This is a genomic window from Pseudonocardia sp. EC080619-01 (assembly GCF_001420995.1).
Classification (GTDB): Bacteria; Actinomycetota; Actinomycetes; order Mycobacteriales; family Pseudonocardiaceae; genus Pseudonocardia.
This window is the reverse complement of the sequence record NZ_CP012184.1, coordinates 2,568,596-2,593,981: the sequence shown is the minus strand read 5'-3', so window position 1 is coordinate 2,593,981 and position 25,386 is coordinate 2,568,596. Positions and strand designations below refer to the sequence as shown.

The window sequence follows — 25,386 nt, the reverse complement described above, 5'->3', positions numbered from 1 at the left end:
CGGGCCGGGGGTCGCCCGGTCCGATCGACCCTATCCGGCGGTCCCGCCGGGCCCCGGCGTTCGCGGCCGTCCGGAGCCCCGCGTCAGCCCCGGCGCGAGCGCACCGCGTCAGCCCCGGCGCGAGCGCACCGCGTCAGCCCCGCCGCGAGCGCACCGCGCCCGTGACGATCCGCTGGTAGGCGGACGGCAGTAGCCGCACCATCGAGTCGATCGCCCACGCGTCCGGACCGATGAGGACCCGCCGCCGGTCGGCGCGGACACCGTCGAGGATCGTGCGGGCGGCCTTGTCCGGAGTGGTGTTCAGCATCCGCTCGAACTCGGCCGTGGCGGCGTCGGACGGCTTGCCGGTCGCCGCGGCGACACTGTCGTCGACCCGGGCGGCCTTCGCGATGTTGGTCTTGATCCCGCCCGGGTGCACGCAGGTCGCCGAGACCGCCGACCCGGTCAGCTCCAGGTCCTGCCGCAGCGACTCGGTGAACCCGCGGACGGCGTACTTGCTCGCGTTGTAGCCGCTCATCAGCGGCTGGGCGGCGACACCGAAGATGCTCGACAGGTTGACGACGTGGCCCTCGCCCGCGGCCTGCAGGTGCGGCAGGAACGCCTTGGTCCCGTAGACGACGCCCCAGAAGTTGATGTCCATGATCCAGCGGTAGTCGTCGAGCGAGAGCGCCTCGACCGTGCCGGACAGCGCGACGCCGGCGTTGTTGACCACGAGGTGGACCCCGCCGTGGTCGGCGACCACCCGGTCGGCCCAGTCGAACACGGACTTCTCGTCGGCGACGTCCAGTTCGGTCGTCGTCACCCGCACCTGCGGGCCGGCCAGCGCGGCGGTCTCGGCGAGCCCGGCGGCGTCGCGGTCGGCGAGGGCGAGGTGGCAGCCGTCGCCCGCCAGGCGCAGCGCCAGTGCCCGGCCGATGCCGGAGCCGGCCCCGGTGATCGCGGCAGTGCGGTCGGTGAAGGTCTTCATCGGCGCTCCCGGACGGCGTCGGTGCCGGAGCCAGGGCCTTCCGGCCCTGGCTCCCGTGGACGGTCGCACGCAGCGTAGACGGCGGCCGCGCAGATACCTACTGCCGGGTAACCGGGAGGCCGGCCGGGGGTGGGGGTGTGATGGACGGCGACGGACCCTACGAGCGGTACTACGCCGAGCGGGAGGCCGCGGGGAAGCGGACCGTCGTGTGGCCGTGGGTCCTGCTCGCCGTCGTCGTACCGCTGCTGCTGGTGCGCACCTTCGTGACCGACGACGAGCCGCCCCCGCCCATCGGGGCGGCCGCCGGCCTGCACGCCCCGCAGCCGCACCCGGCCGCGGTGACCCGGGTGGCCGACGGGCGGTTCCGGGTGGGGCCCGTCCTGGTGCCCGGCCACTGGGTGACCGACGGGCCCGCCGCCGGCCGCGCCTGCGCCTACAGCCGTACCGGCCCCGGCACGCGGGAGGCGGCCCGCGCCGCGGTGCACGGGCGCGCCGCCGCCGAGCTGGTCGCCGGTGAGGCGGTGACCTTCAGCGGCGGCTGCGCCTGGTCATTGCGCTGATCGGACGAGATCAGGCGACCTTCTGCTCGACGACCTGTGGGCGGTAGCTCTCGATGATGTCCATGAACTCGACGTGCTCGGCCGCCGGGACGCCGCAGAAGCTGAGCGTCGACGCGATCTCCATCGCGACCGCGTCGAACTGCTCGTCCGTGACGCCCATGGTCTCGTGCGCGGTGATCATGTCCAGGCCCGGATAGCACTGCGGGCCGCCCGCGGCCTGGACCGACCACGCCGTCACCAGGAACTTGTAGCCGGCCGCGTTCGCCGGGACGCCGTGGTGGGCGTGCACCGCCTCGTTGGCGTTGACCGAGGCGTTCTCGAAGAGCCGGTCGACGAGGATGTCGACCGCCCCGGCGATGCCGTAGACGCCTCCGAGGCGCTCGAACAGGGACTGCTCGGTCATGTGCTGCTCCACTCCGGTGTAGGGCGGCGGGTCCGGGACGGTGACCGCGTGGCGGCGGTCACACCTACGGTCCCGGCCGGAGCGGGGCGCGTCAATGGTGCACAACTGAATTTCGCACAACCGGTCCGCGGCGCCGGGCGGTCGACGCGGACCCGGCTCAGCCGGCGGACCGCTGGTCGGGGACCGCCGGTTCCGGCCCGGGCGCGTCGGGCTCCGCGAGCACCGGGATGCGCGAGCGCAGCTCCCCGGGCAGCCGGCGGGCCAGCGCGGTGCGCTCCGCGGGAGGCATCCGGTCCGCCAGAACGCCCAGCACCGCGAGCGACGCGACCGTCGCGTCCGGGTCCGTCGCGTCGAACCGCTCCTGCACCCGGGCCAGGAAGTCGTCCCCGGCGTCGTCCCCGGTGCCGGACGTGTCCACGGCCCCGGGCCGCTCCGGCTCGGCGGGGTTGCCGCCCCAGTGCTCGCCCGCCCCGACCTGCTCGCCCTTGAGCAGGAAGGAGTCGGCGGCCAGCGTCGCGCCGTCGCCCACCTCGGTGGAGTGGTGCACGAACGCGCGCACCCCGACGCAGGCGCCGTCGCCGATCCGGGACCGGCCGGACTCGAACCGCCCGTCCTCCAGGGAGTGGCACTGCACGACCGACCCGGCGTTGAGGACGGCGTCGTCGCCGACCGTGACGAGGCTCTTCTCCGGCAGGGACGCGCCGTCGTCGAACACCCGGCGGCCTGCGGTCAGGCCCGCGACCCGGTTCCGCCAGACCAGCAGCGGGCTGCCGCCCAGGACCGGCCGGACGTAGAACTTCCACAGCCGCTCGTGGAACCAGAAGTAGCGGTCGTAGATCGACGCGGTGCGCGGCTCCAGCGCCCGGAAGCCCAGCGTGGCCCGCTCGAGCAGGGCCGACCACAGCATCAGCAGCAGCGGGCCGAGGAACACCGCCGGGCCGAGCGCCCACAGGCCCCAGGTCGGCCAGAGGGCGACCGAGAGGCCCACCGGCAGCAGCGCCGCGGCGGCGCCGAACGCCCGCAGCAGCACCGTGGCCAGCACGGTCGAGGCGTTGTAGCGGTTCTTCGACCGCAGCCGCCGCAGCCGCTCGTCCTCGGTGGCCGGTGTGTTCGGGTGCGGGCCCGCACCGGAGCGCGGGATCTCCATCGGCGGCGAGCCGAGCAGCCCGACGCCGGACCGCACCGGCCCGTCCGTCGGGACCATGACCTTGGTCGCGAGGAGCACGTCGTCGCCGGTGCGGGCGTCCGGCGGGAGGTGGACGTCGTTGCCGACGAAGTTGTCCGCACCCAGTCGCACCGGGCGGATCCGGAACGAGTCGTGCGACAGGTCGGTGTTCATCATCCGCAGGCCGTCGGACACCATCGTGCCCCGCCCGACGTGCACGAACCGCGGCGACTCCTGGCGCAGCTGGGTGCCGAAGTTCGACCCGGTCTGGTGGAGGTCGCCGAGGTCGTAGCCGAGCCCCCTCAGGTAGCCGGTGATGAAGGAGCTGTCGCCGAGCAGCAGGACGAGGAACCGTGCGTTGGACACACCGGTGACGACCTGCTGGGCGACGTGCCGGACGCCGTACAGCGGGAAGGTCCGGTCGACGGGCACCAGCAGCCCCGCCAGCCGCGGCAGCGCCAGCACGGCGGCCACGCCGACGGCCAGCGCGAGCACGACCAGCGTCATGACGGCCACGACGCCGACCCCGAGGTACCACCACCGTTCCCCGGCCTGCGCGCCGATCAGGGCCGTGACCTGCGGCGCGAACCTCGCGTAGACGGTCACGACGACCGCGAGCACCGCGCTGACGACCGCCCACAGCAGCGCGGCCAGCACCGTGCCGTAGACCGCGCGGCGGACCCGGCCCGCGCCGACCGGCGTCACGGTCCGGTAGTCCGAACCGGACGGTCCGGCCGGGGACCCGTGCCAGACCTCGCCGGCCGGGACGGTGACGCCGGGCCGCAGCGCGGAGGCGTGACCGAGCTGGGCGCCGTCCCCCATCCGGGTCCGCACGTCCAGCACGCCCGCCTCGCCGACGACGCAGTCGTCGCCGACGTCGACGGGGCCGAACTCCAGCGCGCCCGGCACGGCCCGGTAGCCCTGCAGCGACGCCTCCGGGTGCACCAGGGTGCGCTCACCGGTGCGGACGAGATCGGTCGCGACCGGCACGGCGCCGAACCAGGTGCTGCCCCGGCCGATCCGGGCACCGAGCAGCCGCAGCCACAGGGTGAACACGGGGGTCCCGGCCAGCAGGACGACCGGGCTGGTGCGGATCAGCGTCGACACGACCCAGAACCGGAGGTGCGTGAGGCCCCACAGCGGGACGGTGCGCTCGGTGAACCGGCCGATCAGCGTCCACTTCGCCAGCACCGGCAGGAGCGCGACCCCGGCCAGCAGGCCGGCGGCGAGGCCCCCGGCCCGGGCCGCGGTCCCGGCGGTGTCCGGCGCCGCCGACACCCAGCCGTAGCCCAGGGTGACGACGGCGGCCGTCGCGAACCCGGCGGCCAGCAGGAGGGCCAGGTGCGCGAGCCCGGTGAGGGCGTGCGCGACCGGCCGCGGCCGGACCGGCTCGACGTCGGTCGCGGCGGCGGTGACCGGCGGGGCGTCGCCGACCGCGGCGGCGAGATCGCGGACGGTCGGATTCCGGTAGACGTCGCGCGCGCTCACCGGCGGCAGGTCGTCGCGACGACGGACGGACGCCGCGACACCGGCCATGAGCAGCGACGTCGCGCCGAGCTCGTCGAACAGGTGCGCGGTCACCGAGATCTCGCCGGGCTCCACGCCGAGCGCGCCGGCGAGCTCCTCGACCAGTCCGCGCTCGACGTCGGACTCCGGCGCGACGACCGGGCCGGACGCCCGCACCCGGCCCCCGGCCGGGGCGGGCAGGTTCGCACGGTCCGCCTTGTCGCTGGTGGTCATCGGGATCCGGTCGAGGTGCTCCAGGTAGGTGGGCACCATGTAGGACGGCAGCCGGTCGCGCAGCCGATCCTGCAGGTCGTCCGGGTGGTCGGCACCGCTGACCAGGCTGTACCAGGCCACCAGCTCCTTCCCGCCGCCCGGATCGTGGGTGTCGACGACGGCCATCGCGACCGACGGGTGCTCCAGCAGGACGGCCTCGATCTCGGCGAGCTCGATCCGGTAGCCGCGGATCTTGACCTGCAGGTCGATCCGGCCCCGGTACTCGATCTCGCCGTCGTCGTCGACGCGGCCGAGGTCCCCGGTCCGGTAGACCAGGCCGGACGGGTTCCCCGGCAGCTCGACCGGGCACGCGACGAACGCGGCGGCGGTCTTGTCGTCCCGGTTCAGGTAGCCGTCGGCCAGGCCGGCGCCGGCGATCGCGATCTCACCGGTCTCGCCGAACGGCAGGACCCGGGTGGGGTCCTCGGGGTCGAGGACCAGTACCGCGTAGGTCGGCAGCGGCTCGCCGATCGTCACCGGGCGGTCCGGGTGGAGCTCGGTCCAGGTCGCGGTCACGGTGGCCTCGGTGGGGCCGTAGACGTTGAGGAACCGGCGGTCCCCGGTGTGCCAGCGGCGCACCAGGTCCTGCGGGCACGCCTCGCCGGAGACGAGCAGGAAGCGGAGGTCGTCGAGGTCGTCGTCGAGCGTCGCGAGCAGCGTCGGGACGCAGCACAGGGCGGTGATCCGCTGCTCGGCGAGGAAGGCGTGCAGGTCCTCGCCGACCAGCGAGACCCCGGCGGGCTTCGGGACGAGGGTCGCGCCGACCAGGAACGACGTCCAGATCTCCTCGACCGAGAAGTCGAACGCGAGCGTGAGGCCCTGGTACATACGGTCGTCCGGGAGCACGCCGTACTCGTCGGCCGCGACCCGGACGAAGTTGCAGATCGCCGGGTGGGAGATCACCACGCCCTTGGGCCGCCCGGTCGAGCCGGACGTGTAGATCAGGTAGGCGGGGTGCTCCCCGCCGTCGCGGCGGTCGTCGGTGCCGAGCCGCTCGGCGGGCCGGCGCGCGATCTCCTCGGCGGCCGAGCCCTCCCCGGCGACGCGGAGGATCTCGACGTCGCCGTCGATCGCGTCACCGACGGCGTCCAGGGCCGACGTCGTCGCGAGCAGCAGCCCGGCGGACGAGTCGTCGAGGATGTGGGCGATCCGGTCGGCGGGGAAGCCGGCGTCGAGCGGGACGTACGTGGCGCCGGTCTTCAGGACCGCGAGCAGGGCGGTGTAGGTCTCCACCGGGTCGTCGAGCAGCAGGCCGACGACGTCGCCGGGGCCCGTCCCGCGGGCGTGGAGGTGGCGGGCGAGCCGGTCGGCACGGGCGTCGAGCTCGCGGTAGGTGAGCTGCGTGTCGCCGGTGTCGACGGCCACGGAGCCGGGGTGGGCGTCCACGGCCTCCTCGAAGACCTCGGCGAGCTGCTCCCCGGGCCGGGTGCGCGGCGGGGCGAGCGAGTCGCCGGGTACGAGGACCCGCTCGTCGATCGCCGTCCGGGGGCGGGGGGACGGCCGGAACGGGAGATCCCGGCGGATCACCCGGGGGCCGCCCGGCCCGCCATGATCATCGCGACCGTCGGCTCCGTCCGCGGGAGCCGGCCGGTTGTGCACGTCCGTCATGGGGTCCGGCTACCCACGAAAGTGGTCGGAAAATGCCGGGGAAGCCGGTGGTAAGTGTCACTCGCAAAGTGGTGAACCGATCGGGTCCGGCGCACGTAGCAACGGGGGACGGAACCGTGTCCCGGTCAGGGTCGCCTTATCGACGAACCCTCTCAGCAGCAGCGTCGTCGGATCGGCCGGATGTCCGACGCGGCTCCTGGAATGGATCGGGGTCATTGTCGTACCACTCCGAGAACGGGTCGCGGAATGCGGCACGCAATTCCCGGCGTTCCGTTCCGGAATGGTGTCACGACGCCAGGGTCGTCCGGTGGGGACGGTCACGGCCGGTGCCGCTCGCGGGCCCGGCGAGTCATGCTGTGCTCCACCCCTACCCCGCCCGCGACACCCCCGGGAGCGCTCGATGACGACCAGCGGGAACGCCTCCGACCGGCTCACGGCCGACTCGGGCGCTCAGGAGCAGGCCGCCGCGCTGCGCGCCCGCGAGATCTCGGCGCGCGAGCTGCTGGAGCTGCACCTCGACCGGATCGCCGAGCGGAACCCGGAGCTGAACGCGATCGTCTCCCTCGACCCGGAGCGGGCCCGGGCCGGCGCGGCCGCCGCCGACGAGCGGCTCGCCTCGGGCGCGGACGTCGGCCCGCTGCACGGGCTGCCGTTCGCCTTCAAGGACACCCACGCCGCCGCGGGCTGGCGCACCACCTCGGGCTCGCCGCTGTTCGCCGAGCACGTCCCGGACGCCGACGACCTGATCGTCGAGCGGATCCGGCGGGCCGGTGCGGTCCCGATCGGGAAGACGAACGTGCCGGAGTTCGCCGCCGGCTCGCACACCTTCAACCGGGTCTTCGGGACGACGCGCAACCCGCACGACCCGTCCCGCTCGGCCGGGGGCTCGTCCGGCGGGGCGGCGTGCGCGCTGGCGTCCGGGATGGTGCCGCTGGCCGACGGTTCGGACATGGGTGGCTCGCTGCGCAACCCGGCGTCGTTCTGCGGGGTGGTGGGGCTCCGCCCGTCACTGGGCCGGGTGCCGGCGTGGCCCGCGCAGAACATGTGGGAGACCACCGCGACCGGGGGCCCGATGGCGCGCTCGGCCGGTGATCTCGCGCTGCTGCTGTCGGTGCTGGCCGGGCCGGACCCGCGCGCGCCGCACGCGCTCGGCGACCCCGGTGCGGCGTTCGCACCCCCGCTCCGCCCGGCCCCGCTCGCCGGGCTGCGGGTGGCGGTGTCGACCGACCTGGACGGCGCGTTCGCCGTCGACCCGGACGTCGCCGCCGTCGTGTCGTCGGCGGTGCCCGCGCTGGCCGGGGCCGGCGCCGTGGTCGGCTCCGCGGTGCCCGACCTGACCGGGGCCGACGAGTGCTTCCGCACGCTGCGCGCCTGGCACTTCCAGGCCGCGTTCGGTGAGCTCCTCGCCGCGCACCCGGACGAGTTCAAGGCGACGCTGGCCGCCAACATCCGGGCCGGCGCGTCGCTGACCGGTGCCGACGTCGCGCGGGCCCACGGGCAGCGCACGTCGCTCGCGCACGCCGCGCGCGCGTTCTTCGCCGACCACGACGTGCTCGTGCTTCCCGTGTCGCAGGTGCCGCCGTTCCCCGCGGACCAGGAGTTCCCGACCGAGATCGACGGCCGTCCCATGGAGTCCTACCTGGACTGGATGCGGTCGGCGTACCTGATCACCGTCACCGGGTGCCCGGCGATCTCGGTGCCGTTCGGCCGGACACCCGGCGGGCTGCCCGTCGGGCTGCAGATCGTCGCGCGGCACGGCGCCGACCGGTTCCTGCTGGAGGTCGCCGCGGCCGTCGAGCAGCTGCGCCCGGGGGTGTGAGGGGACTCATCGCCGCGCACCGGTGACCCGGCGGGCCGGAGCGGGAACCCGGACGTCCATGGGTACACGCAACGGCCGTACGGTGCGGTTCGACAGCCACGGCGACGTCGACCGGCTGTACGTGGCCGACACCGAGTTCGGGGACCCCGGTCCGCGGCGCGTCCTGGTCGAGGTGCACGCCGCGGGCATCAACCCCGGGGAGGCCGCGCTCCGTGCGGGCGCCTTCGCCGGGACCTGGCCCAGCGACTTCCCGAGCGGCCAGGGCAGTGACTGGGCGGGCGTCGTCGCCGCGGTCGGCGACGGCGTGACGGGGCTCGAGCCGGGCGAGGACGTCTTCGGCTGGACCGACGACCGTGCCGCCCAGGCGACCTGGGTCGACGTCCCCTCCGAGCAGGTCCTGCACCGGCCCGCCGGGCTGGACGCGGCCACCGCCGGCGCGCTGTACGTCGCCGGCGCCGCCGCGACGGCGTCGGTCGAGGCGGTCGCCCCGGAACCGGGGGAGACGGTCGTCGTCTCCGGGGCGGCGGGCGGTGTCGGGCAGATCGCCGCCCAGCTGCTGACCCTGCGCGACGTCGAGGTCGTCGGGGTGGCCTCCCAGCGGCACCACGCCCGCCTGCGGGAGATGGCGGTGACCCCGGTGGCCTACGGCGGTTCTCCCCGGGAGACCCGGGAGAACCTGCAGGCCGCCCTGCCGGCCGCGGTGCACGCGTGGGTGGACGTCGCCGGTGGCGGCTACGTCGCACTGGCCCGGGAGCTCGGCGTCCCGGCCGGCCGGATCAACACGATCATCGACTTCGAGGGCGCCGAGGAGTACGGCGTGCACACCCGGGGCACCGCGGACGCCGCGGGCCGGGAGGACCTGGCCGCGCTCGGCGACCTGGCGGCCGACGGCGCGCTGGAGATCCCGATCGCCGGCGCCTACCCGCTGGCCGCGGTGCGTGACGCCTACACCGAGCTGGAGCAGCGGCACACCGCCGGGAAGATCGTCCTGTTGCCGCAGGAGTGACCGTCCGGCCGCCCGGGTAACCACGGCCGGATCCGCGAGCCAGCAGGGAAGGAACCCGCCGTGCAGATCGGCTTCAAGCTCTTCGCCGAGGCCTACTCCCCGCAGGAGATGGTCCGCCAGGCCGTCCGCGCCGAGGAGGCCGGCTTCGACTTCGTCGAGATCTCCGACCACTACCACCCCTGGCTGGAGAGCCACGGTCACTCCGGGTTCGCCTGGTCGATCCTCGCCGCGATCGCGGCCCGCACGGAGCGGATCCGGCTCGCCACCGGGGTGACCTGCCCGACCATCCGGTACCACCCGGCGATCGTCGCGCAGGCCGCCGCGACGACCGCGCTGCTGTCCGACGGCCGGTTCACCCTCGGCGTCGGATCGGGGGAGCGGCTCTCCGAGCACGTGACCGGCGCCGAGTGGCCGGTCGTCGGGGTGCGCCAGGAGATGCTCCGCGAGGCGCTGGAGATCATCCGTCTGCTCTGGGAGGGCGGCTACCGCACCTACCGCGGCCGGTACCTGTCCATCGAGGACGCCCGGGTGTTCGACCTGCCGGAGACGCGGCCGGAGATCGCGGTCGCCGCCGGCGGGCCGCGGGCCGCGCGGATCGCCGCCGAGCTCGGCGACGCCCTGTTCGTCACCGAGCCGCGCACGGACCTGATCGAGACCTACACCGCGGCCGGCGGCACCGGGGCCCGGTACGCCGAGGTCCCGCTGGCCCACGCCGGCACCGTCGACGAGGCGCTGGAGTCCGCGCACCGGCTGTTCCGCTTCGGCCCGACCGGCTGGAAGGTCCAGGCCGAGCTGCCGAACGTGCGGAACTTCGAGGCCGCGACCGCGTTCGTCCGCAAGGACGACATGGCCGGGGTGTTCGGCGCCGGACCCGACGTCGAGACGCACGTCGCGACCGTCCGGGCCTTCGCGGACGCCGGGTACGACCGGCTGGCGCTGATCAGCGCCGGACCGGACGTGGAGGAGTTCTTCGCCTTCTGGGAGAAGGAGCTGTCCGGGCGCCTGCGGGCCCTCTGACCCGCGGGCGGCTCAGCGGCCCAGTGGCCGGCGCAGCCGTGCGAACAGCAGCGCGAGCGCGCCGGTCGTCAGGAGCAGGTGCAGCCCGACCTCCACCCAGTGCATCGGCCACCGCAGCTCGAGCGGTCGCACCAGCACCCAGTTGCCGTCGATCCCCGCGGCCCGCAGGCAGGCGACGTCGTCCTGCGTGCAGCCCGTCCCGAGCGGACGGAGGCCGCCACCCGCCAGGGTGTAGCCGGCGTCCAGCATCTGGTCCCGGCCGGAGTCGACGGAGCCGCCGTGGGGGAGCGGGCCGGTGCGCAGCACCGGCGGGACGAGCACGTTGCGCAGGGCGGCCAGCGCCACCTCGGTCACGACGACGGCGGCCAGCGTGAGCCCCGACGCCGCGAGCACCCGCCGCACGAGCAGCCCGATCACCGCGCCGAGCGCGACCGCGGACAGGGTGCGGGCCAGGGGCAGCAGCCCGGTCGCGGAGAACTCCTCGAGCGAGTACCACTGCGCCGAGCCGTTCAGCGGCTGCAGCACGGCGGTGACGACGGTGACGGCCACGACCCCGAGGCCGCCCACGAGCAGCAGGGCCGTGGTGGCCCAGCGGCGCCGTGACGCCGCCTGGGTCAGCAGCAGCACGTGGGTGCCGCGCTCCAGGTCCCCGGCGAGCAGCGGCGCGCCGAGGAAGGCCCCTGCCAGTGCGGGCGCCAGCGTCGTGAGCGCGGCCAGGACCTGGGACGCGTCGGCCATGAGGAGGCCGTCCACGCCCACGGCGTCGTCGAGCCGTCCGGTGACGGCGAGCACGGTCACCACCAGGCAGCCGGCCACGGCGAGGAGCACGGTCGTGAGCAGCGCGGAGCGGTGGCTGCGCCAGATCACCCAGGTCATCGGGTCTCCTTCGCCTCGTCGGAGCGGTCGTCGGAGCGGTCTTCGGCGGCGCGCAGGTAGGCCATCACCACGTCGAGCAGGCCGGGGGCACTCACCCGCCAGCCCGGTGCCGGGCCGATCGGTCCGCCCCGGACCAGGACGGTCTGGTCGCGTCCGTGCACCCGCTGCTCGACGACGGTGTGCTCCGCGGACCAGGCGGCGGCCCCGGCCGGACCGTCGAGGATCCGGTGCCCGGTCAGCAGGTCGTCGACGTCGTCGTCGAGCAGCACCCGGCCGCGGTCGAGGAACAGCACCCGGTCGCAGCTGTCCTGCAGGTCCTCGACCTCGTGCGACGCGAGCACCGCGGTCGCCCCGGTCTCCGCGACGTGCGCGGTGACCGCGGCCAGCACCCGCCGCCGGGTCAGCGGGTCGAGCCCGGCCAGCGGCTCGTCGAGCAACAACAGGTCCGGGCCCGTGCCCAGCACCAACGCCAGCGCCAGCATCGCCCGCTGCCCGCCGGAGAGAGCCGCCGTCCGGCTGCCCGGTGGCAGCGAGCCGGCGAGGTCGGCGGCGCGGCCGTCGTCCCACCGGCCCGGGTTCAGCGCCGCGCCCAGCCGCAGCGTCTCGGCGACGGTGAAGCCCCCGGGCAGCGGCCGCGACTGGTCCAGGTAGCCGACGGCCGGGTGCGGCCCGCCGGTGGGCACCGGCGCGCCGAGCACCTCGGCGGTCCCCTCCGACGGCAGGTCGAGCCCGGCCAGCAGGCCGAGCAGCGTCGACTTCCCGGCACCGGGCGCGCCGGTCAGCGCGACCACGGAGCCGGGGTCGACGGTGAGCGAGCAGTCACGCAGCGCCCGGGTCCCGCCGTGCCGGCGGCCGAGCCCGGAGGTGCGCACCGCGTGGGTCCCTGCGGTGGTCATACGTCTCCTCGGTCGTAGTGCCGGTCGAGGGCCGCGCGCACGAGCGCGTCGGCCTCCTCCCGGGACAGCCCCGCCGCGACGGCGCGGGCCGCCCAGTCCTCCAGCTCCGCCCGCAGCGGCGAGCTCGCGGCCGGCCCGGCGGCGACGGCGTCGGCCCGGACGAACGTCCCGACCCCCCGCTTCGCCTCGACCAGCCCGTCACGCTCCAGCTCCCGATAGGCCTTGAGCACGGTGTTCGGGTTGATCGCGGTGGCCTCGACGACCTCGCGGGCCGTCGGCAGCCGGTCCCCGGCCCGCAGCGTCCCGAGCAGCAGCGCCTCCTTCGTCTGCCGGACGATCTGCACGTACGCGGCCACCCCGGAGCGCCGGTCGATCCGGTACTCGATCACCGGTACCTCCTCCCCGGACGGTCTGGTGCCACATCATGCGGGCCGGGTGCCGATCCCCCACCGGCACCCGGCCCGGTGGCCGGTCCACGCTCCCCGGATCCCCTCCGCCCGGGGAGCGCCGACCGTGGCTCAGGCGATGATCCCGCAGCTCAGCCGGGGGTCCTCGGTGGCAGGACGGACGTCGCAGTAGGTCTGGAGATCCGGGTTGAGCAGTGCACGCTCCCCGATGGTCACGCCGTTCTCGCTGATCACGATCCGGCTGTACCCGCCCGCCTCGGTCGGGACGTCGCTCCGGCCCCCGGCGGGCACCGTGAAGGAGTAGCCGTCCCCGTAGGTGTTCAGCACCGTCACGTCGACCGGCCCGTGGCCCGAGGTGATCGTCATGGGTGTCGGGTCGGTGGTGACCGGGTCGGCGAGCGCGGTGCCGGTGGCGCCGCCCATCGCGATCGCGACGGCGAGGAATCCGATGATCGAACGTCGTGCGTGCATGTCCTGTGTCCCCCTCGGTGTGTCCTGCTTGCTTGCTTTCACTAGTTAACTAGTGAAAGTCGGAAAGCGCAACCCCTCCGGCCGGACGGGGCGGCGCGGGTGCGGGGGACGGCAGGGTGGTGACCATGAACAGGGTCGTGCGCTTCACCGAGCTCGGCGGGCCCGGCGTGCTCCAGGTCGTCGAGGCGCCGGAGCCGGTGCCCGGGCCGGGCGAGGCCGTGGTCGACGTCGAGGCGATCGGGCTCAACCGGGCCGAGTCGATGTTCCGGCGCGGCGAGTACATCGAGCCGACCCGGCTGCCGGCCGGACTCGGCTACGAGGCCGCGGGCACCGTCACCGGCGTCGGCGACGGGGTGACCCGCTGGGCGGTGGGTGACCCGGTGAGCGTCGTCCCGGCCTTCTCGATGAACGACTACACGGTCTACGGCGACCGCGCGGTCGTCCCGGCCCGGGCACTGGTGCCGCGCCCGGTGGACGCCGTCACGGGGGCCGCCACCTGGATGCCCTACCTCGTCGCCTACGCCGGGCTGCTGGAACCGCGGGTGCTGCAGCCCGGTGACCATGTGCTGGTCACCGCGGCGTCGTCGAGCGTCGGGCTGGCCGCGATCGCGACGGCGAACCGGATCGGCGCCGTCCCGATCGCCACCAGCCGCAGCCGCGCCAAGGCGGGGGCGCTCCTCGACGCCGGCGCCGCCCACGTCGTCGCCACGGGGGAGGAGGACCTCGTGGAACGGTGCCGGGAGATCACCGGCGGGCGCGGGCTGGACGTCGTGTTCGACGCCGTCGCCGGGCCCGCGGTGGAGACGATGGCCGACGCCGTCCGCCCGGACGGGACGATCGTCATCCACGGCAGGCTCTCCGGTGAGCCCACGATCTTCCCGACGGCGACGCTGCCCGATCTCGTCGTCCGCTCCTTCACGCTGTTCGCGATGACCCGCGACGAGGAACGGCTGCGGCGGGCGGCCGCGTTCGTCGCGGCCGGGATGCGCGGCGGCGACTTCGCCCCGCAGGTCGACCGGGTCTTCTCCGGGCTGGACCAGGTCGTCGCCGCGCACGAGCACCTGGAGTCGAACGCCCAGGTGGGGAAGATCGTCCTCACGCCCTAGGCGCGGGCGGCGAAGGCCTCCAGCGCGTCGGCGCCCAGGGCGGGCCCGTCGACCGCCCGCATCCGGGCGCCGAACGCCTCCGCGGCGGCGCGCACGTCCGGGTCGGTCGCGACCTCGTCCGCGGTGGCCCGCAGCGTCGCGGCATCGAGGGTGTCCGGGTCCAGGCTGCGCCCGCAGCCGAGTTCGGCGACCCGGGCCGCGTTGGCGGCCTGCTCCGGCATCTGCGGTATCCCGATCTGCGGAACGCCGAGGAGCAGCGCCTCCATCGTGGAGTTCATGCCGTTGTGGGTCACGAACGCCCGCGCCCGCCGGAGCACCCCGATCTGCGGTACGTGCGCCTGCGCGACGACGTTCGGCGGCAGCGGCCCGAGGTCGGCCGGGTCGATCCTGCTCCCGACGGCCATCACGACCTGCCACCCGCTGCCGGCGAACGCCTCGGCGCAGGTCCGGAAGAAGTCGGGACGGTCGTTGAACGTGGTGCCCAGCGACACCAGCAGGACCGGGCCGGGGCCGTCCCAGACGTCCGCGGAGCGGGGGCCGAGCGCGGGACCGAGGAAGACGAACGAGTCGTCGAACGTGTCGCCCGCGACCTGGAACTCGCGCGGGAGGAACACCAGGTTGAGGTCACCGGGAGTCCCGAACGGGAGCGGTTCGAGGCCCCGTTCACGGGCGAACCCGGCGATCCGCTCGGTGACCCGGCGGAACGCGGGTGGCGGCCCGTCGTCGCCGGCGCCGAGGACGTCGCGGGCCAGGGAGAAGTGCTCGTTGCTCGCGAACGACGGGTGCATCACCGCGTGCGGGATCCTCGCCTGCTGTGCGACGAGCCCGTCGACCGGGCTCATCGCGTCCCCGCACAGGACGTCCGGCCGGTCGGTGGTGACCCGGTCCGCGAGCACCGGGAACACCTGCTCGACCGAGACGGCGAACGCGTCCACACGGGACACCATCTCCTCGTCGGAGAAGCTCTTCCCGGGCGGCGGTGCCTCCGGCAGCACGAACGGGACCTCCACCGGCTCGGCGCCGGCCGCGGCGACCGCGTCCAGGTGCGTCGCGCCGGTGGCGTAGCTGACCCGGTGTCCGCGCCGGACCAGCTCGGCGACCAGCGGAAGGGTCGGGTTGACGTGCCCGGACGCGGGCATGCTCACAAACGTGAAGTGCCGGCTCATGATCACCGATCGTGGCACCGGTGCGGACCGACGTCCTCCGGGATCAACCGGACACCGCCGGACACCGCGTCAGCTACGGGTACGGAACCGGCGAGGCGTCCGGCGAGACTCCCGTCACCCGTCGAGCTTCGCCGGGTCCAGGGTCGTGCGCTTCACGCCGAGGCGGCGGTTGAGCAGGACGGTGATGCCGTAGAGGACCAGGCCGAGCAGGAGCAGCAGCCCGGCGAGCTCGTACTGGATGGTGTCGCGCCCGGAGAACGGCAGTACCAGGTAGAGGCTGGTGATCGCGCCGACGACGGGCAGGCCGGGCGGGGCGCGGAAGTGGTCGGCGTCGACGGTGTCGCGGCGCAGTACGAGTACCGCGATGTTGACGATGGTGAACACCGCGAGCAGCAGCAGCGAGGTGGTGCCGCCCAGTGCGGAGACGACGTCGGAGGAGTCGTCGAGCGAGACGTAGGTGATCAGCCCGAACGAGATCAGCGTGGTGAACACGATCGCCACCCAGGGGGTGCGGCGGAACGGGTGCACCCGGGCCAGGGGCTTGGGCAGCACGGCCTGGTTGGCCATGCCGTAGAGCAGCCGGGAGGCCATCAGCATGTTGATCAGCGCCGAGTTCGCGACCGCGAACATCGAGATGAAGGGCAGCACCGCGTCGGCCGGGATCCCGGGGGCGCCGGCGCGCACGACCTCGACCAGCGGGGTCTCGCTGGCGGCCAGGGGCCCGACGGGGACCAGCGCGACCGCGCAGATCGCGACCAGCACGTAGATGATGCCGGTGATCGTCAGACCGGTGATCATGATCTTGGGGAAGATCCGGCGTGGTTCGTGGCACTCCTCGGCCATGTTCACCGAGTCCTCGAACCCGACCATCGCGAAGAACGCCAGCGAGGTCGCCGAGGTGACCGCGAGGAACACGCCCTTGTCCTCGGGGGTGTCGAAGGCGATCACCCGGGCCCAGTCGGCGTTGCCGCCGGCGATGGCGACCACCCCGACCAGGATCACCAGCAGCAGCCCGGACAGCTCGACCAGGGTCAGGACCACGTTGACCTTGACGCTCTCGCCGACGCCGCGGAAGTTCACCGCCGCGACCAGGGCCATGAACCCGAGCGCGATCAGCACGATGCCGCCGTTGCCCAGGTCGAGGCCGAAGCCCTCGTTCAGGTTCGAGGCGAACGCCCGCGAGGCCGTCGAGGCCGAGGTGATCCCCGAGCACATCACGACGAAGGTGACCATGAAGGTCAGGAAGTGGATGCCGAACGCCTTGTGCGCGTACAGCGCCGCCCCGGCCGCCGCGGGGTACTTGGTGACCAGTTCCAGGTAGGAGAACGCGGTGACCATCGCGACCGCGAAGGCGACCAGGAACGGCAGCCACGCCGCGCCGCCGACCTCCTGGGCGACCTCGCCGACCAGGGCGTAGATCCCGGTACCCAGGATGTCGCCGACGATGAACAGCAACAGCAGCTTGGGCCCCATGACCCGCTTCAGCGCGGGCTGCGCCTCGGTGGTGGTGGCGTCCGCCATCCCGGTGTTCCCCCTCCTGCGGCGGAGCCGTTCCCGCCGCGACCGGGGTCAGCCTGGTGTCCGGTTCCGGCCGTGTCGAGTCGGAACGGTGCGCGCCCGGGTGATCACCCGCGGCGGCGCGGTGCCTGCGGCTCGTCCTGGTACGACACGTACCCCGGGGACATCTGCTGTGTCTGCGGGACCTGCTGCGGCGGGGGCGTCCACTGCGGTGCCGGCATCGGGGGCCGCGGGGCCGGGCCGCCACGTCCGAGCGGCCCGGCGGGCCCGGCCGGCACGGCCTGATCGGCCGGGGGCAGCACGGTGGTGCGCTCGCGCTCGCGGGCGGACTGCTCCTCGAGGAGGTCCCGGATCTGCTTCAGCAGCTCGCTGTCGGTCTCCGGGGTGTCCTCCTCCTTGCCCTTCTTACGACGCTCCTGCAGCCACTTCATCGGGTAGACGACGAGGAAGTAGATCACCGCTGCCGTGATCATGAACTGGATGATCGCGTTGAGGAACGCCGCGTAGTCGAGCTGGACCTCGTCGGTGAGCGGGATCGTCCCGGGCGGCACCGCGTCCTCCCCGCCGGAGAACAGCCGGAGCAGCGGCTCCAGGAAGGCCTTCGTGAACGCGGTGACCACCGCGGTGAAGGCGGCACCGATGACGACGGCGACCGCCAGGTCGATCACGTTCCCGCGCAGCAGGAATTCCTTGAAGCCCTTCAGCACGCCGGAGCACTCCTCGGGGGTCGTCGGTCGGGGGCCGGTCCGGCGGGCGACCGTAACCCGACCGTGATCGTCGTGCTCCGCCGGTGCGGGACGGGCGGTGACCGGCTCGGTGGGCGGGACGCCCGGATCGGCGGGCGGCCGTCGTCAGGTCGTGGCCGGACCCGGGCCACCCGGCGTGGTGCGGCGCTGGGCGATCAGCCGGTCCAGGAAGTCGCCGGCCTCCCGGGCGGCCCGCTCCACGTCGCCGTCGGCGATGGCCTCGACGATCCCGGTGTGCGAGACGTCGTCGTCGGTGCCGACGGTGGAGGGCATGGTGGCGGCCACGCTCCCGGCGACCGCCTCGACGACGCCCCGGTAGAGCTCGGCGAGCAGCGCGTTGCCCGCGCAGTGCACGACGGTCAGGTGGAAGTCGGTGTCGGCGCGGGCGGCGCGCTCCAGCTCGGCGGGGCCGGGCTCGTCACCGCGGCGGGTGATCTCGGCGACCCCGGCGACGGCGACGTCGCGCTCGGCGAGGGCACCCCGCAGCATCTCCAGGTCGTCGGGGGTGCAGCGGGCGGCGGCGAGCCGGGCGGACTCGACCTCGAGCGTCCGTCGCACCTCCAGGACCTCGCGCAGCTCGGACCCGCACAGCGTGCGCAGGGCGCCGGACAGCTCGGTGGTGGCGCGGACGTAGGTGCCGTCGCCCTGGCGGACCTCGAGCAGGCCGCCGTGCGCGAGCGCGCGGACCGACTCGCGGACGGTGTTCCGCCCGACCTCGAGCGACGACGCCAGCTCGGACTCCGGCGGGATGCGGCTGCCGACCGGCCACTCGCCGTCGGCGATGGCGCTGCGGAGCTGCGCGATCACCTGGTCGACCAGGCTTCCTCGGCGTGCTGTGACCAGAGGCACCGGATCATCCTTCCATCCGAACATCCTATGTCTGTAACACTACTGTTTCGTGAGCATTGCTGAGCACGAGACCCGCGCGGAGGAGACCATCGCCACCGGATCGAGCGAGCGAGTGGACCGGTCCCGCCGGGCCGCGCTCGTCGGGTCCCCGCTGCTCGTCGTCGGTGTGGCGCTCGCCGCGTCGAACCTGCGTCCCGCCGTCACCAGCATGGCGTCGGTGCTCGGCGAGGTCCGCGACGACCTCGGCGCCTCGGCCGCGTGGACGAGTGTGCTCACCGCCGTCCCCACGATCTGTTTCGGGCTGGCCGCGATCGCCGCGCCGTGGCTCGGGCGCCGGTTCGGTATGGCCCGGGCGATCGGGATCGCCCTCGCGGTGCTCACCGCCGGGCTGGTGCTCCGGATCGTCGACGGGCCCTGGGTGGTGCTCGGCGGCACGTTCGTCGCCGCTGCCGGGATCGCGATCGGCAACGTGCTCATCCCGGTCGTGGTCAAGGAGTCGTTCCCGCACGCGGTCGGCCGGGTGACCGGCGTCTACACCGCCGCCCTCGCGGCGGGTGGCGGGATCGGCGCCGCCTTCACCCCGCCGCTGGAGCCGTTCCTCGGCGGCTGGCGCGGTGCGATCGGTGCCTGGGCGCTGCTGTCGGCCGCAGCGCTGGTCGTCTGGCTCTCCGGCGCCCGGCACGGGAGCGCCGCCGAGGTGACGGCCCGCTCGGCCGAGCCGCGCCGCTCGATGCTGCGCCGGCCGCTGGCCTGGGCGGTCACCGCGTTCTTCGGGCTGCAGGCCTGCGTCGCCTACGTCGCGATGGGCTGGCTGTCCGAGCTGTTCGTGTCCGAGGGGATCTCCCGCACCGACGCCGGCCTGATGCTCGCGCTGATCAACCTCATCGGGATCCCGCTGAGCTTCATCGTGCCGCCGATCGCGCTGAACCGGCCCTCCCAGTCCTGGTGGATCGTCGGCCTCGCGTGCTGCTCGCTCGCGGCCGTCGCCGGCCTCGCCGTCGCGCCCGCGGCGGCGCCGTGGCTGTGGACGGTGCTGCTCGGCACCGGCATGGCGGTCTTCCCGCTGGGCCTCGGCGTGATCGCGCTGCGCACCCGGGACGCGTCCGAGACGACCGACCTGTCCGCGATGGCGCAGGGCGTCGGCTACCTGATCGGGGCCACCGGGCCGTTCCTGTTCGGGATGCTGCACGGGGTGACCGGGACCTGGACCGCGTCGCTGGTCCTGCTCGGTGCGGTGATCGTCGTCGAGATGGTCGTCGGGTGGATCGCGGGGCGTCCGCGCTTCGTCTGATCGCGGCGGAAAGCGGGTGGTGGTCGCGGTGTACCGTCGGGCGCACCCGCTCGGCGTCACCGCACCCGGCGTGCCGGCCGTCGCGCTCGCGGGGTCCGCTTCATCCGTCAGGGAGAACTCGTGACCGACACCGCCCTCCCCCCGGCCGGGGACACGGCGCGGCTGGTCGACCAGACCGGCCCGTACTTCGGCCGCTTCGGCGGCCGCTACGTCCCGGAGGCGCTGGTCGCCGCCCTGGACGAGCTGGAGCAGGCCTACCACGCGGCGATGACCGACGAGGCGTTCCAGGCCGAGCTCGCGGAGCTGCACCGCACCTACTCCGGCCGGCCGAGCCTGCTCACCGAGGCGCCGCGGTTCGCCGCGCACGCCGGCGGCGCGCGGATCCTGCTCAAGCGCGAGGACCTGAACCACACCGGCTCGCACAAGATCAACAATGTGCTGGGACAGGCACTGCTCACCAAGCGGATGGGCAAGTCGCGGGTGATCGCCGAGACCGGCGCGGGCCAGCACGGCGTCGCGTCGGCGACCGCGGCGGCCCTGCTCGGCCTCGACTGCGTCGTCTACATGGGCGAGGTCGACACCGAGCGGCAGGCGCTCAACGTCGCCCGCATGCGGATGCTCGGCGCCGAGGTCCGCCCCGTCACCTCGGGCACGCGCACCCTCAAGGACGCGATGAACGAGGCCATGCGCGACTGGGTCACCAACGTGGCCGACACGCACTACCTGATCGGCTCGGTCGCCGGGCCGCACCCGTTCCCGGCGATGGTCCGCGACTTCCAGCGGATCATCGGTGTCGAGGCGCGGCAGCAGGTGCAGGACCTCACCGGCGCGCTGCCGGACCTGGTGTGCGCCTGCGTCGGCGGCGGGTCCAACGCGATGGGGATCTTCCACGCGTTCCTCGACGACACCGGTGTCGAGCTGGTGGGTTTCGAGGCGGGCGGCGACGGCGTCGGCACCCCGCGGCACGCATCGTCGATCGGCGGGGGAGACGTCGGCGTCCTGCACGGGTCGCGCAGCTACATCCTGCAGGACGAGGACGGGCAGACCCGGGACTCGCACTCCATCTCGGCCGGGCTGGACTACCCCGGCGTCGGGCCGGAGCACTCCTGGCTGAACGACCTGCACCGGGCCCGCTACGAGTCGGTGACCGACCGCGAGGCCATGGACGCGTTCCGCCTGCTCTGCCGCACCGAGGGGATCATCCCGGCGATCGAGAGCGCGCACGCACTCGCGGGCGCGCTGCGCGAGGCGGCGCGGCTGGGCGAGGGCAAGGTCGTCCTGGTGAACCTGTCCGGTCGCGGCGACAAGGACGTGGACACCGCCGCGAAGTACTTCGACCTGATCGACGAGCAGGGGAACGCCGTGACCGACGGGGAGACGAAGTGAGCGTCGCGCAGCGGATCGAGGCGGTCCGTGCGGAGGGCCGCGCCGCGCTGGTCGGCTACCTGCCGGTCGGGTTCCCGAGCGTCGACGGCTCCGTCGAGGCGATGCGGGCGATGGTCGAGGGCGGCGTCGACGTCGTCGAGGTCGGCCTGCCGTACTCGGACCCGCTGATGGACGGCCCGGTCATCCAGCGCGCCACACAGCAGGCGCTGGACAACGGCGCCCGCTCTCGGGACGCGTTCACCGCCGTCCGCGGGGTCGCCGACGCCGGGGCGCCCGCGGTCGTCATGACCTACTGGAACCTGATCGACCGCTACGGCGTCGAGCGGTTCGCCGCCGAGCTCGCCGCGGCCGGCGGCTCCGGTCTGATCACCCCGGACCTGCTGCCCGACGACGCCGAGGAGTGGCTCGCCGCGTCGGAGCGCCACGACCTCGACCGGATCTTCCTGGTCGCGCAGACGACCACGCCGGAGCGCATGCGCCTCACCGTCGGGGCCAGCCGCGGGTTCCTCTACGCGGCGTCGCTGATGGGCGTCACCGGCGTCCGCTCGATCGGTGCCGAGGCCCGCGAGCTGGTCGGCCGGGCCCGCGAGGTCGCGACCCTGCCGGTGTGCGTCGGGCTCGGGGTGCGGACCGCCGAGCACGCCGCCGAGGTCGCCTCCTACGCCGACGGCGTCATCGTCGGGACGGCGTTCGTGCAGGCACTCGAGTCGGGCGGGCCGTCCGCGGTGCGCGACCTGGCGCAGGAGCTGTCCGAGGGGATCCGCTCGGCGACGCCGGTGAGCGCCTAGCGGGTCCCTGCCCGCCGTTCCTGAGAGCGGGCGCGGCGGACGGAGCGACCCCGGTACTCCGGTCGGCGGGACACGGGCCCGTTCGGCGTCCACCGGTGCCCGGACGGCGGTGACACCTCTCAGGAACGCAACCCGATCCCGCTCGGGCTTCCTATCGTCGTCGGCACCGCACCGCGGCCGGCTCCCCCGTCGGGTCGCGGTGGTGGCCGGGACCGATCCCGGCCGCTCCCCGAACCGGAAGTGACCCGATGACCTCCCGTGCCGTGCCGCCCGGACGCACCGACCCGTCCGGTGGCCGCACACGGTCCCCCGGGGAGCGGAGTCCACGGCAGACTGTCGGGTATGTCCGATACGGCCGCTGACGGGTGCGCACCACCGTCAGCCGGGCCGCCCGACCGCGAGGAGTCACCCCGTCTTGTTCAGCATCACCGTCAGGGACCACGTCATGATCGCGCACAGCCTGCGCGGGGACGTCTTCGGACCGGCGCAGCAGCGGCACGGGGCGACCTTCCTGGTCGACGCGACGTTCCGGCGCCCCGAGCTCGACCCCGACGGGATCGTGGTCGACATCGCGCTCGCCACCACGCAGCTGGGTGAGGTGCTGGCCGACCTCAACCACCGCGACCTCGACGAGCACCCGGACTTCGCCGGCGTCAACACCACCACCGAGTTCCTGGCCCGCGCGATCGCCGACCGCCTCGCGGAGCGGGTACGGGCCGGCGGCCTCGGGCCCGGCGCGCGCGGGCTGGCCGGGCTGGTGGTGACCCTGCACGAGTCGCACGTGGCGTGGGCGAGCTACGAGCGGACCCTGTGACCGAGCCGGACCCCCGGCGGACGGTGCACGTGGTCGTCCCGGCCACGGTCGACGATCCCCGCTCACCCAGCGGCGGCAACGTGTACGACCGCCGGATGTGCACCGGGCTGGCCGCGCTCGGGCGCCCGGTGCGCGAGCTCGCCGGTGCCGGCCACCCGGATCCGGACCGGGCCGCGCTCGACGCGCTCGACGACCTGCTCGCCGGTGTCCCGGACGACGCACTCGTGCTGCTCGACGGGCTCGTGGCCTGCGGCGCACCGGCCGTCCTCGCCCGGCACGCCGGCCGGATCACCGCGGTCGTGCTCGTGCACCTGCCGCTCGGTGACGAGCACGGGGTGCCCCCGGACGTGTCCGAGGACCGGCGGCGGCGCGAGCGCGCCGCCCTGCACCACGCCGCCGCGGTGGTGACCACGAGCCCCTGGACGGCGCGGCGCGTCGCCGAGCTGCACGACCTGCCCGCGGACCGGGTGCACGTCGTTCCCCCGGGCGCCGACCCGGCGCCCGTCACCGCGCCGCAGGAGCCGGGGACCCGGCTGCTCGCCGTCGGCGCGCTCACCCCGACCAAGGGCCACGACCTGCTGGTGGAGGCACTGGCCCGGCTCGCAGGCACGGACTGGACGCTCCGGCTGGTCGGCCCGCTCGACCGGGATCCGGCGCACACCGCCGCCGTGCGGGACGCCGTCGAACGGCACGGTCTCGCCGGCCGGGTGAGCCTCGACGGGCCGCGCACCGGCGCGGAGCTCGACGCCGCCTATGCGATCGCCGACCTGCTCGTCCTCCCGTCCCGGACCGAGTCCTACGGGATGGTCGTGACCGAGGCGCTGGCCCGGGCGGTGCCGGTGCTGGCGACCGCGACCGGTGGGGTGCCGGAGACACTGGGCGGCACCGGCGACGACCGGCCCGGCCTGCTCGTCGCACCCGGTGACACCGGCGCGCTCGCCGACGGCCTCCGCACCTGGCTCGGCCGCGGCGACGTCCGCGCCGCCGCGCGCGCTGCCGCCCGGCGCCGCCGGGAGCGGCTCGACGACTGGCCGTCCGCGGCCCGGCGGCTCGACCGGGTGCTGGTGTGAGCGCCCCGCTGCAGGGGGCGGCCGGGTCGCCGGTCTGCCCGCCGGAGTGGCTCGCCGTGCGCGAGCCCGCCGACGCCGAGGCCCGCTCCGCCGACCTCGCCGCCGCGCTGTGCGACGCCCTGCCGGAGGGACCGCTCGTCGTGCGCGACCTCGGGTGCGGCACCGGGTCGATGGCCCGCTGGCTGGCACCGCACCTGCGGGCACACGGTGCCGGTGACCAGCACTGGATCCTGCACGACCGCGACCCGGTGCTGCTCGACCGCGCGCTCGCCGGCCTGCCCGGCGGCGTCACCGGCGAGGCCCGCCACGGCGACCTGACCGCGCTCGACGCGGCGGAGCTGGCCGGGACGTCGCTGGTCACCGCGTCCGCGCTGCTCGACCTGCTGACCGCCGGGGAGATCGACGACCTCGCCGACGCCTGCACGCGGGCCGGGTGCCCGGCCCTGTTGACCCTGTCGGTGACCGGCGAGGTGCGGTTCGATCCCGCCGGGCCGGCGGACCGCGACGTGGCCGCCGCCTTCGACGACCACCAGCGCCGCGAGACCGGCGGACGCGTCCTGCTCGGACCGGACGCCGCCGGGTACACCGTGGCCGCGTTCCGCCGTCGGGGCGCCCTGGTCCGGACCGCCGCCACCCCCTGGCGGCTCGGGCCGGACCGTCCGGAGCTGACCCGGGAGTGGCTCGCCGGCTGGTACGACGCGGCCCGCGCGCAGCGTCCCGAGCTGCGCGCGGCCGTCGAGGACCACCGGGAGCGCCGGTACCGGGAGCTGGCCGCCGGCCGGCTCACCGTCGCCGTCGGGCACTCCGACCTGCTGGTGCTCCCGGCCGGGACCGGCGGGCCGGGGCCGCGGGCGTGAGCGCCCGCGCAGGCACGCTGCTCCGCCTCGCCGCCGGTGTCGCGCTGCTCGGGGTGCTGGTCGTGCAGGTCGGGGCGGGACCGGTGCTGGAGCGGCTGCGCGAGCTCGACGCCCGCACCGTGCTGGCCGCGGTCGTGCTCGGGGCACTGGGCACGGCCTGCACCGCGTGGCGGTGGTGCCTCACGGCCCGCGGCCTGGGCCTGCACCTGGCCTGGCCCGGCGCGTTCGCCGACTGCTACCGGGCGAGCTTCCTCAACTCGGTGCTCCCGTCGGGGGTCCTCGGCGACGTCCACCGCGCGGTCAGTCACGGCCGCCGGGCCGGTGACGTCGGCGGGGGCGTCCGCGCCGTCGTGCTGGAGCGGCTCGCCGCGCAGCTGGTGCTGGTCGTCGTCGCGGTGGCGGTGCTCGTCGCACAGCCCGACCTGCTCCGCGCGGTCGGCGCGCTCGTGCCCGGGGGAGCGGTCTGGGCCGCCGCCGCGGCGCTCGTCGTGCTCGTCGTGGCCGGGCGGCTGCTGCGGGACCGGCTGGGCGGGCTGCTCGGTGACGTCCGCGCGCTGCTGCGGGCCCGGACCGCCGCCGCGGTACTGCTGGCGTCGGCGGGGTCGCTGGTCTGCCATCTCGCCGTGTTCGTGCTCGCGGCGCGTGCCGCCGGATCGGTCGCCGGTGTCGCGGAGCTGCTCCCGCTGCTGGTACTGGCCCTGCTGGCGATGGCCCTGCCGCTCAACGTCGGTGGCTGGGGCCCGCGTGAGGCGGTCGCCGTCGCCGCGTTCGCGGCCGTCGGCCTCCCCGCGGCCGAGGGACTGGCCACCGCCGTCGTCTAC

The 25,386-nt window shown here is 74.8% G+C and carries 21 protein-coding genes and 2 pseudogenes; 12 read left to right on the top strand and 11 right to left on the bottom strand.

Going from position 1 to position 25,386, the window contains the following annotated elements:
• Nucleotides 1-133 precede the first annotated feature (133 nt).
• A complete protein-coding gene (locus tag AD017_RS12160; protein WP_060574294.1) occupies nt 134-967 on the bottom strand; it encodes an SDR family oxidoreductase in 834 nt (277 codons plus the stop codon).
• A gap of 140 nt (nt 968-1,107) precedes the next feature.
• On the opposite strand from AD017_RS12160, the gene AD017_RS12155 reads away from it, so the two are divergent.
• Nucleotides 1,108-1,527: a hypothetical protein gene (locus AD017_RS12155; protein WP_060574293.1), complete on the top strand. Its 420-nt coding sequence runs from the start codon at nt 1,108-1,110 to the stop codon at nt 1,525-1,527.
• A gap of 10 nt (nt 1,528-1,537) precedes the next feature.
• Here AD017_RS12155 and AD017_RS12150 read toward each other — a convergent pair whose 3' ends face one another.
• Together AD017_RS12150 and AD017_RS12145 are read right to left on the bottom strand one after the other, a co-directional pair.
• Nucleotides 1,538-1,930 carry a group 1 truncated hemoglobin gene (locus tag AD017_RS12150; protein ID WP_033200631.1) on the bottom strand — a complete coding sequence of 131 codons (393 nt, stop codon included), beginning with the start codon at nt 1,928-1,930 and terminating at the stop codon, nt 1,538-1,540.
• Between the two features lie 157 nt (nt 1,931-2,087).
• Complete coding sequence (locus tag AD017_RS12145; protein WP_145984047.1) at nt 2,088-6,482, bottom strand: Pls/PosA family non-ribosomal peptide synthetase; 4,395 nt, start codon at nt 6,480-6,482, stop codon at nt 2,088-2,090.
• 400 nt (nt 6,483-6,882) lie between these two features.
• Here AD017_RS12145 and AD017_RS12140 point away from each other — a divergent pair, with 400 nt between their 5' ends.
• From AD017_RS12140 to AD017_RS12130, 3 genes are read left to right on the top strand one after another with little or no spacing between them, the layout of a single operon-like run.
• Nucleotides 6,883-8,301 carry an amidase gene (locus AD017_RS12140; RefSeq protein WP_060574291.1) on the top strand — a complete coding sequence of 473 codons (1,419 nt, stop codon included), beginning with the start codon at nt 6,883-6,885 and terminating at the stop codon, nt 8,299-8,301.
• A 58-nt stretch (nt 8,302-8,359) separates the two neighbouring features.
• On the top strand, nt 8,360-9,307 hold the full coding sequence (locus tag AD017_RS12135; RefSeq protein ID WP_060574290.1) for an NADP-dependent oxidoreductase: 948 nt from the start codon (nt 8,360-8,362) through the stop codon (nt 9,305-9,307).
• 60 nt (nt 9,308-9,367) lie between these two features.
• Nucleotides 9,368-10,324, top strand: a complete 957-nt coding sequence (locus AD017_RS12130) for a TIGR03557 family F420-dependent LLM class oxidoreductase (protein WP_060574289.1) — start codon at nt 9,368-9,370, stop codon at nt 10,322-10,324.
• 12 nt (nt 10,325-10,336) lie between these two features.
• Here AD017_RS12130 and AD017_RS12125 read toward each other — a convergent pair whose 3' ends face one another.
• The 4 genes from AD017_RS12125 to AD017_RS12110 form a co-directional block, all read right to left on the bottom strand.
• Nucleotides 10,337-11,200: a hypothetical protein gene (locus tag AD017_RS12125; protein WP_060574288.1), complete on the bottom strand. Its 864-nt coding sequence runs from the start codon at nt 11,198-11,200 to the stop codon at nt 10,337-10,339.
• The gene (locus tag AD017_RS12120; RefSeq protein WP_060574287.1) at nt 11,197-12,096 is read right to left on the bottom strand and encodes an ATP-binding cassette domain-containing protein; all 900 of its coding nucleotides are present in this window, start codon (nt 12,094-12,096) and stop codon (nt 11,197-11,199) included. The genes AD017_RS12125 and AD017_RS12120 overlap by 4 nt, the downstream gene beginning before the upstream one ends.
• Complete coding sequence (locus tag AD017_RS12115; protein ID WP_060574286.1) at nt 12,093-12,485, bottom strand: GntR family transcriptional regulator; 393 nt, start codon at nt 12,483-12,485, stop codon at nt 12,093-12,095. The genes AD017_RS12120 and AD017_RS12115 overlap by 4 nt, the downstream gene beginning before the upstream one ends.
• A 129-nt stretch (nt 12,486-12,614) precedes the next feature.
• Nucleotides 12,615-12,974 carry a hypothetical protein gene (locus AD017_RS12110; RefSeq protein ID WP_010241083.1) on the bottom strand — a complete coding sequence of 120 codons (360 nt, stop codon included), beginning with the start codon at nt 12,972-12,974 and terminating at the stop codon, nt 12,615-12,617.
• 125 nt (nt 12,975-13,099) lie between these two features.
• On the opposite strand from AD017_RS12110, the gene AD017_RS12105 reads away from it, so the two are divergent.
• Nucleotides 13,100-14,080 carry a zinc-dependent alcohol dehydrogenase family protein gene (locus AD017_RS12105; protein WP_060576363.1) on the top strand — a complete coding sequence of 327 codons (981 nt, stop codon included), beginning with the start codon at nt 13,100-13,102 and terminating at the stop codon, nt 14,078-14,080.
• On the opposite strand, the gene AD017_RS12100 is transcribed toward AD017_RS12105, so the two are convergent.
• The 4 genes and pseudogenes from AD017_RS12100 to AD017_RS12085 all read right to left on the bottom strand — a co-directional run bounded on the left by AD017_RS12100 (nt 14,077) and on the right by AD017_RS12085 (nt 18,359).
• Nucleotides 14,077-15,246, bottom strand: a complete 1,170-nt coding sequence (locus tag AD017_RS12100; protein WP_060576362.1) for a macrolide family glycosyltransferase — start codon at nt 15,244-15,246, stop codon at nt 14,077-14,079. The two genes, AD017_RS12105 and AD017_RS12100, sit on opposite strands and share 4 nt — an antisense overlap.
• 114 nt (nt 15,247-15,360) lie before the next feature.
• Nucleotides 15,361-16,767, bottom strand: coding sequence for an APC family permease (locus AD017_RS12095; RefSeq protein ID WP_060574285.1), 1,407 nt, complete (start codon nt 16,765-16,767; stop codon nt 15,361-15,363).
• A 326-nt stretch (nt 16,768-17,093) separates the two neighbouring features.
• Nucleotides 17,094-17,471 (bottom strand): annotated as a pseudogene (gene mscL, locus AD017_RS36230) (large conductance mechanosensitive channel protein MscL); the annotation flags it as partial.
• Between the two features lie 144 nt (nt 17,472-17,615).
• Complete coding sequence (locus AD017_RS12085; RefSeq protein WP_060574284.1) at nt 17,616-18,359, bottom strand: FadR/GntR family transcriptional regulator; 744 nt, start codon at nt 18,357-18,359, stop codon at nt 17,616-17,618.
• A 49-nt stretch (nt 18,360-18,408) separates the two neighbouring features.
• Here AD017_RS12085 and AD017_RS12080 point away from each other — a divergent pair, with 49 nt between their 5' ends.
• From AD017_RS12080 to AD017_RS12050, 7 genes and pseudogenes are all read left to right on the top strand, one after another.
• The gene (locus tag AD017_RS12080; protein WP_349675468.1) at nt 18,409-19,650 is read left to right on the top strand and encodes an MFS transporter; all 1,242 of its coding nucleotides are present in this window, start codon (nt 18,409-18,411) and stop codon (nt 19,648-19,650) included.
• A 120-nt stretch (nt 19,651-19,770) separates the two neighbouring features.
• Nucleotides 19,771-21,036: a tryptophan synthase subunit beta gene (trpB, locus tag AD017_RS12075; protein ID WP_193408781.1), complete on the top strand. Its 1,266-nt coding sequence runs from the start codon at nt 19,771-19,773 to the stop codon at nt 21,034-21,036.
• Entirely contained in the window at nt 21,033-21,824 is a 792-nt protein-coding gene (gene trpA, locus AD017_RS12070; protein WP_010241072.1) for a tryptophan synthase subunit alpha, read from the top strand. The genes trpB and trpA overlap by 4 nt, the downstream gene beginning before the upstream one ends.
• Before the next feature lie 415 nt (nt 21,825-22,239).
• Complete coding sequence (locus tag AD017_RS12065) at nt 22,240-22,638, top strand: 6-carboxytetrahydropterin synthase (RefSeq protein ID WP_010241071.1); 399 nt, start codon at nt 22,240-22,242, stop codon at nt 22,636-22,638.
• Nucleotides 22,635-23,708, top strand: coding sequence for a glycosyltransferase family 4 protein (locus AD017_RS12060; RefSeq protein ID WP_227012730.1), 1,074 nt, complete (start codon nt 22,635-22,637; stop codon nt 23,706-23,708). Before AD017_RS12065 ends, AD017_RS12060 begins: the two co-directional genes overlap by 4 nt.
• Nucleotides 23,705-24,565 (top strand): class I SAM-dependent methyltransferase, encoded by an 861-nt coding sequence (locus AD017_RS12055; protein ID WP_227012729.1) that lies wholly within the window; start codon nt 23,705-23,707, stop codon nt 24,563-24,565. Before AD017_RS12060 ends, AD017_RS12055 begins: the two co-directional genes overlap by 4 nt.
• A pseudogene (locus tag AD017_RS12050) lies at nt 24,562-25,350 on the top strand (lysylphosphatidylglycerol synthase domain-containing protein); the annotation flags it as partial. The gene AD017_RS12055 and the pseudogene AD017_RS12050, both read left to right, overlap by 4 nt.
• Between the last annotated feature and the right edge of the window lie 36 nt (nt 25,351-25,386).

What these genes read in the sequence shown, in the direction of transcription:
- AD017_RS12150 (WP_033200631.1), bottom strand. Translation starts at nt 1,930, where the DNA reads ATGACCGAGCAGTCCCTGTTCGAGCGCCTCGGAGGCGTCTACGGCATC.
- AD017_RS12140 (WP_060574291.1), top strand. Translation starts at nt 6,883, where the DNA reads ATGACGACCAGCGGGAACGCCTCCGACCGGCTCACGGCCGACTCGGGC.
- AD017_RS12155 (WP_060574293.1), top strand. Translation starts at nt 1,108, where the DNA reads ATGGACGGCGACGGACCCTACGAGCGGTACTACGCCGAGCGGGAGGCC.
- AD017_RS12110 (WP_010241083.1), bottom strand. Translation starts at nt 12,974, where the DNA reads ATGCACGCACGACGTTCGATCATCGGATTCCTCGCCGTCGCGATCGCG.
- AD017_RS12095 (WP_060574285.1), bottom strand. Translation starts at nt 16,767, where the DNA reads ATGGCGGACGCCACCACCACCGAGGCGCAGCCCGCGCTGAAGCGGGTC.
- AD017_RS12160 (WP_060574294.1), bottom strand. Translation starts at nt 967, where the DNA reads ATGAAGACCTTCACCGACCGCACTGCCGCGATCACCGGGGCCGGCTCC.
- AD017_RS12135 (WP_060574290.1), top strand. Translation starts at nt 8,360, where the DNA reads ATGGGTACACGCAACGGCCGTACGGTGCGGTTCGACAGCCACGGCGAC.
- AD017_RS12100 (WP_060576362.1), bottom strand. Translation starts at nt 15,246, where the DNA reads ATGAGCCGGCACTTCACGTTTGTGAGCATGCCCGCGTCCGGGCACGTC.
- AD017_RS12120 (WP_060574287.1), bottom strand. Translation starts at nt 12,096, where the DNA reads ATGACCACCGCAGGGACCCACGCGGTGCGCACCTCCGGGCTCGGCCGC.
- AD017_RS12145 (WP_145984047.1), bottom strand. Translation starts at nt 6,482, where the DNA reads ATGACGGACGTGCACAACCGGCCGGCTCCCGCGGACGGAGCCGACGGT.
- AD017_RS12105 (WP_060576363.1), top strand. Translation starts at nt 13,100, where the DNA reads ATGAACAGGGTCGTGCGCTTCACCGAGCTCGGCGGGCCCGGCGTGCTC.
- AD017_RS12125 (WP_060574288.1), bottom strand. Translation starts at nt 11,200, where the DNA reads ATGACCTGGGTGATCTGGCGCAGCCACCGCTCCGCGCTGCTCACGACC.